The 6,815-nt window shown below is 42.6% G+C and carries 6 protein-coding genes; all 6 read left to right on the top strand.

From position 1 onward, the window contains the following. The coding region (locus WC490_04460) for a hypothetical protein (GenBank protein MFA5097860.1) at positions 1-614 on the top strand (614 nt) is incomplete at its 5' end. 3 nt (positions 615-617) lie between these two features. After that, a complete protein-coding gene (locus WC490_04455; GenBank protein MFA5097859.1) occupies positions 618-1,916 on the top strand; it encodes a metal-dependent hydrolase in 1,299 nt (432 codons plus the stop codon). A 13-nt stretch (positions 1,917-1,929) separates the two neighbouring features. After that, a complete protein-coding gene (locus WC490_04450; GenBank protein ID MFA5097858.1) occupies positions 1,930-2,478 on the top strand; it encodes a polysaccharide biosynthesis/export family protein in 549 nt (182 codons plus the stop codon). Beyond that, complete coding sequence (locus WC490_04445; GenBank protein MFA5097857.1) at positions 2,459-3,415, top strand: patatin-like phospholipase family protein; 957 nt, start codon at positions 2,459-2,461, stop codon at positions 3,413-3,415. Before WC490_04450 ends, WC490_04445 begins: the two co-directional genes overlap by 20 nt. A gap of 60 nt (positions 3,416-3,475) precedes the next feature. Continuing rightward, complete coding sequence (locus WC490_04440) at positions 3,476-5,491, top strand: class I SAM-dependent DNA methyltransferase (GenBank protein MFA5097856.1); 2,016 nt, start codon at positions 3,476-3,478, stop codon at positions 5,489-5,491. Beyond that, positions 5,488-6,813: a restriction endonuclease subunit S gene (locus WC490_04435; GenBank protein MFA5097855.1), complete on the top strand. Its 1,326-nt coding sequence runs from the start codon at positions 5,488-5,490 to the stop codon at positions 6,811-6,813. The genes WC490_04440 and WC490_04435 overlap by 4 nt, the downstream gene beginning before the upstream one ends. Positions 6,814-6,815: the final 2 nt, after the last annotated feature.

Below are 6,815 nucleotides of genomic sequence, written 5' to 3'. Positions count from 1 at the left end.
CCGACTGGGCCCAGCGCCTGCCCTCAAAATCCCGCTCAAGCGCGAAGGAGATCGTTGAGTTGTTATCAAACACGCTCAAGGGCCGGGATAAAAAAGACCTTTTAATAATTGACAACCTCGATAGTGTAAAAGCTTCTGATATAGAGATCCTTTTAATGCTCTTCGACAGCTTCACTATCTTAGCCGCCACGGAAGAAACTCCGAGCCGCCTAAAAGAGCTCTGGTGGAAATTCAGGCGCATTGATCTTCTGCCGCTTGACCGCGAAGCCTCGAAAGAATTGATAAAACACCTAACAAGCGGCCTCACGATTGCGGACTATGAGCTTCTTGAAACGAGAATACTATCAATTTCAAACGGCCTGCCTCTGGCAATAGTCGAGATGGTCGGCCAGGTCAGCCATCTTTCCGTCGTAAAGAAGGAAGATGCGCGCGAGGTCTATCACGAAGCCGGGATCAAATACAGAGACTGGACTCCGGTCATTATTGTGCTCTGGAGCATCGCGACAAGCTCCCGTTTCATCAATCTCGGTGCGCAGAGTCCCGAGGGCTATATTCTTGCTGTCCTAGGCATGGCGGCTCTTGTCGGCGGAATCAGATTCTTAAGGACTAGGTGAAGTATGTTAGCACCAACACATAGCGTATTTGGAATATTTTTAACGCTCGTCATCCTGGCATTCTTCGGCGTTCAGTGGGGCCTTCATTGGACGATCATTCTATTTGCCATTCTCGGTTCAATCATCCCCGATATCGATCATCCAAGGTCTGTCATTGGCAAAATACTCTATCCCGTCTCAAGCCGCCTCGAGCGCGCTTTTGGCCATCGTACAATAACTCACTCCCTCATCGGCTGGATTATTGCAACTATCATTTTTGCAGTTTTAATAATTATTCCTTCATTGGTCATTGGACATTGGAAATTGGATATTCTTCCCTGGCGCTGGATCGCCTCTTTCTCTATCAGTTATTTCTCCCATCTTATATTAGATATGTTCAACCGTCGTGGTGCCCAAATGTTCTGGCCCGACCCCGGCAGGGATGTTATCCCCAGAGATCCTCGGTATCGCCCGCCTTCCGGCTCAAAAGTGGAAATAATAATCTTTACCGTTATGGTGTTTTTGATGTTCCTGGCCTTTCCTGTCTCAAAATACGGCGTTTCAAGCTCCGTACACTGGCTCATAGCGACTCCAAGCTCCGCCATAGAAGAATTCAAATCGATGAAAACCCATGCTTATATCGACTTTAAAGGCTATTTTGAAAGCACGAAGGAAAACGTCCAGGGTACAGCCGAGATACTTGATACAGACCATAAAAAGCTTGTAATCCTCTTCAATAGTGTTGTGTACACATTAAACGAAGAACACTCCGCCGACATTACCGCCTCGAAGGTAAAAATAAGAAAGACAAATATCCCTATTAAGATCGAACAGCGTGAATTTATAGATAAATCCCGGAATGAGCTTTTGGAGCAGATACCTGACAAAGCTCTTATATCGGGAACAATCAATCTTCCCGAAGGAATTGACGTAACGATTCCAAAACAGGTGAGCACTTATAAAACTATCGATCAGAAGGGCTCAAGCCTCATTCTCAATTATGCAAGTAAATCCGAGATTGAAAAGATCGGCCTGACTGAAAAATACGATATTCAGATGAAAAAAGACACAGCCGAGCTTGCAGGTCTGCGCGCCAAAGCAAGGACTTTAAACAATCAGATTGCAGAGCTTCAATCAAACAGCGATCTGACGGAACTTGGCAGAAAAGCATTATCGGATCAGGACACCGCTGAAAAGCGCGGCGCAAAGCTTGAAGAACTACGGAGCCAGCTTGCCGAAACTAATGTGAAGATCGAAGAAGCTAATCTAAAGATGAAAGCACGAACATTGAATTTTTCCGGAAATGTACTAATTCGGCAATAAGGAGGGAGTAAAAATGAAAAGAATAATATCGATGATTTTGATTGGGAGCTTCCTGCTAACCATGTGTCCTATGGGTTTTGCCGCGGAGTATGTGATCGGTCCTTATGACACTCTCGATATCCAAATATTGAATCACTCCGAACTTGCCGCAAAGGCAACCATAACTCCCGACGGCCAGATATGTCTTCCTCTTCTTGGGTTTGTCGTGGTCCAGGGCAAAACTCTCCGCAGTCTGCATGAATTCTTAACCGAACAATACAGCGCGTATATCAAAGATCCTAATCTTGTCATTAACCTGACGCCGAAGCCCATTTATATAATTCAGCGTGATTATAAAAAGAAGGATTGGGATGTTAAGACAGCAAAGTCGATAGACGAAGCCCGCGCGTATGCAGATAATCCTGTAGGGGCGAACGGCCGTTCGCCCATCTCAATCGAACATGGCGGGGTTTACGAAGTCCCGATCGGCAAATCACCTGATTGGTGGGAGGATAACTGGTATAAAGTGCTGACAGCTACTGCCGTTGCGGTGGGAATCTATAATGCAACAAGGAAGTGGTAAATTAGCTTTCGTCTTTTCCGGCGGCTTCTCAAAGGGAGCCGCGCATCTTGCTATAGCAAAAGTCTTTATTGAAAAAGGCTTTGAGCCGGACATTTATGTTGGCACATCGGTGGGAGCTGTCGCGGCGGTGCTTCTTGCTTTCTGTAAAGATGCGGACGAAGCAATTGAACTGTATAAAAGTTTCGTGAAAAAATATATCTGGCCGCAAATGCTTGCGGTGGATGTTTTTTCAAAGGGTGGGATATTCACGGCAGAAATACTGGCGCGGGATATGGCGCGCCATGCCGGCATTGAAGATGCGACCTTTGACGATCTTAAGAAACCAGTCTATATAACGGCATCCGATATCAATACAGGAAGACAGATCGTTTTTGGTCCAAGAGGCAAAATGAAGCTTATAGACGCGCTTGAAGCGGCTATCTCGCTTCCGATGATCTTTAAACCAAAGAAACTGCTAATTAACAATAAGGTTCACGCGCTATGCGATGGAGGGATGGTGGAGAACTGTCCCATTACTGCCGCCGCAAAAATACCTGGTGTAAAGAGAATCCTTGCCGTAGATCTCGGGTGTCTTGCGGATGGCGATATAGATTACAGCAATAAGAACATTGCCGATGTATTTCTCCGGTATGTTGATCTTGTCAGCTCTTATCCGCAGTTGAAGGCGTCTTTGAATGACGAGATATTCAAGAAGAAGAATATTTCTTTGCGTATTTTGAATCCCGGACTCGCGGATATCAAGCCGTTTGATATAAAAAGCGCTCCTGCGGTAATAGATAGGACGGGCCAATTCGCGGAGAGAATGTTGCGCGGGTTTGATAATTCAAAGGAGTTTTTCGGGAAGTGGAAGAGGGTGCCGAGAATTGGGAAAGATATCAAAATCTTGAAAGTGGGGGTGGAGGGGACGAATGCGTTTGAGGTGGTGGATTTTGGGTGAGATCTTAATTATTCCTCTTTTGATTAACCCCGCTTAGGGTGCTAAAATACGATTATACTTATGATCTCTAATTTCAAAGACCAAGCCAATTTTATTTGGAGCATAGCTGATCTTTTGCGTGGAGATTATAAGCAGTCCGAGTACGGAAAAGTAATTCTCCCTTTAACAGTTTTACGTCGACTTGATTGTGTCCTTGAGCCAACAAAACAAAGAGTTCTGTCATTCCTTCCCGAAATTAGAAGCCGAAAGCTATCGCCAGAAGCTGCGGAAAAAGTGCTCAAGAAAAAGGCGAACCTGTCATTTTACAATAAAAGTAAATACGACTTTCAGAGATTGACAGCGGATCAATATGATATCGCAGCTAATTTGCGTAATTATATTAACGGCTTTTCAAAAAACGCCAGGGAAATCCTCGAACACTTTGAATTTGATTCCCAAATAACACGACTCGATAAGGCCAATCTGCTGTATCAAATAGTCATTCAATTTGCTTCGGTTGATCTGCATCCCGGTAAAGTCCAAAACATTGAGATGGGCTATATCTTCGAAGAGCTCATTAGAAAATTTGCTGACCTGTCCAATGAAACGGCCGGAGAACATTTTACACCGCGCGAAGTAATACGGCTCATGGTGAATCTGCTGTTCTTAAATGACAAGAAGATACTAACTACGAAAGGCATCGTTAAGACTCTCTATGATCCTGCATGCGGGACTGGAGGAATGTTATCGGTAGCTGAAGAATATTTAAGGGAGCTTAATCCTGATGCTGATTTGCGTGTCTTTGGACAAGAATTGAACCCCGAATCATATGCGATATGCAATTCTGATATGCTCATAAAAGGACAAAACACAGATCACGTAGCATTCGGCAATTCATTCACAGAGGATGGCTTCAAGCAGGATCATTTTGATTATATGTTATCAAATCCGCCTTTTGGTGTGGAATGGAAAAAAATACAGGAACAGATAGAGTGGGAATATGAAACACTTGGCATGAGCGGCCGCTTTGGAGCCGGACTTCCTAGAATTAACGATGGATCATTCTTGTTTCTTCAGCACATGATATCAAAAATGAAGCCGGAGAATGGCGGGTCGCGTATAGCCATTATATTCAACGGTTCCCCAATGTTTACAGGTGGCGCGGGAAGTGGAGAAAGTGAAATTCGCAGATGGATCATTGAAAATGACATGCTTGAAGCTGTAGTTGCTATGCCGAACCAGCTTTTTTATAACACCGGGATATCGACCTATATCTGGATAGTCACAAACCGAAAAGACAAGGAACGCAAAGGCAAGATCCAATTTGTTAATGCAACAAGTTTCTTTCAGAAAATGACAAAAAGTCTTGGCAATAAACGTAATGAGATCGGTGATGAGCAAATATCACAAATTACAAAGATATACGGTGGATTCAAGACAGGCGAATTCTGCAAGATATTTTCTAACGAATATTTTGGATATACCCGCGTAACTGTCGAGCGGTCATTGCGGCTGAACTTTCAGGCAGCAAAGGAACGAATTGATCGATTAGAGCAAGAAACCGCTTTTATTAGCCTTGCTAAATCAAAGAAAAAGGGCAAGGAAGGTATTGCGGAGATTGAGGAAACGAAAAAGTTGCAACAACAGATAAAGGATGTTTTATCAAAGATCGATGGCACAAAGATATATAAAAATAGGGATAAATTTGAAAAATTAATTGATTCCACATTAGATAAGGCAGGGTTAGAACTGAAAGCTCCTATTGCAAATGCGATCATTGAAGCATTGTCGGATCGTGACGAAACTGCTGATGTGTGTTTAGACAAGGACGGGAAGCCGGAGCCGGATTCTGACTTAAGAGATTGTGAAAACGTGCCGTTGAAGGATGATATCGACGAATATTTCAAGCGTGAGGTGCTGCCTCATGTGCCGGACGCATGGATGGATAGGAGCAAAGATAAAATCGGATATGAGATCAATTTCACGAAAGAGTTTTATAAATACAAGCCGCTACGCAATCTTGAAGAAATCCGTAAAGATATTATTGATCTTGAAAAAGAAACAGAAGGGCTGTTAGGAGAGGTTCTTAATATATGAAACGGTATTCTGCTTATAAAGATTCAAAAACAGAATATATTGGTGAAATTCCAAACCATTGGGACACTATTCGTACTCGTTTTGTATTTGATGTCGTTTCAGGCAACGGCTTTCCTGATGAACTTCAGGGGAGACAGGAGGGTGAATTGCCTTTCTATAAATGTAGCGACATAAACACGTCAGGGATCTATATTGATAGCGCAAATAATTATGTCGATATGTCCGATGTTAGAATAAATAAATGGAATATTGTTCCGCGCAATTCTATTCTCTTGGCTAAAATAGGAGAAGCTCTCAAGAAAAACCATCGTAAAATTAGTGATTGTGATTGTCTTGTTGATAATAATATGATGGCAATTATTCCAGACAATGGATCCGCGGGTTTGAAATATTATTATTACCTCATGTGTTTGATTCGAATGGAATGGTGTTGTAACCCGGGAGCTGTGCCTTCTGTCGATACAAGCAAGTTTCGTTCCTTCTTCATTCCAAAATGCTCTGATGAAGAACAAGAGCAGATCGGCAAATTCCTTGACTTTAAAACTGTCCAGATTGACGGTTTAATCGCCAAAAAAGAGCACATGATTGAACTTCTCAAGGAAGAACGGTCAGCGATCATTAATAAGGCGGTGACAAAAGGCATTGATCCACATGTGGGAGTGAAAGATTCTGGGGTTGAGTGGTTAGGGAAGGTGTCGAGGCCTTGGGTGATAAAAAAGATAAAGTATAATGCTTCGGTTAAGTTCAGCAGCGTAAATAAAAAAACTGAGGAAGGCGAAGTATTGGTTCGTCTCTGCAATTATGTTAACGTATATTACAATGACATAATATCGCCAGAATTAGATTTTATGGAAGCATCTGCTACATCGGAAGAAATACAAAACTTTCAATTGAGAATCGGTGATGTTCTTGTGACTAAAGATTCAGAAGACTGGATGGATATTGCTATTCCGGCTTATGTGGCATCGGAGCTTCCAAATTTGATTTGTGGATATCATCTAGCCCTGATTCGTCCTTTTTCGAACTTAATGAACGGAAAATTCCTTTTCTATTTGTTATATGCAAATTGTATTAACTATCAGTTTAAGATCGAAGCTTCTGGCGTTACACGGTATGGCTTAAGCAACTATGCACTTAGTAACGCATTAATACCTATTCCCTCATTGAAAGAACAGAAAGACATTGCCATCTTTCTTGATCAAAAAACCGAACAAATCGACTTGCAAATTGTCAGAGAGCAGAAATCCATAGACCTGTTAAAAGAATTCCGGACGGCTTTGATTTCTGAAGTGGTTACGGGAAAGATTGATGTGAGGGGGTAAAA

The organism is Candidatus Margulisiibacteriota bacterium, assembly GCA_041650635.1.
GTDB lineage: Bacteria > Margulisbacteria > WOR-1 > JAKLHX01 > JBAZKV01 > JBAZKV01.
This window is presented reverse-complemented; position numbering and strand designations above follow the sequence as displayed.

Coding starts and splice junctions, on each gene's coding strand:
- WC490_04455 (MFA5097859.1), top strand. CDS start 618: ATGTTAGCACCAACACATAGCGTATTTGGAATATTTTTAACGCTCGTC.
- WC490_04450 (MFA5097858.1), top strand. CDS start 1,930: ATGAAAAGAATAATATCGATGATTTTGATTGGGAGCTTCCTGCTAACC.
- WC490_04445 (MFA5097857.1), top strand. CDS start 2,459: ATGCAACAAGGAAGTGGTAAATTAGCTTTCGTCTTTTCCGGCGGCTTC.
- WC490_04440 (MFA5097856.1), top strand. CDS start 3,476: ATGATCTCTAATTTCAAAGACCAAGCCAATTTTATTTGGAGCATAGCT.
- WC490_04435 (MFA5097855.1), top strand. CDS start 5,488: ATGAAACGGTATTCTGCTTATAAAGATTCAAAAACAGAATATATTGGT.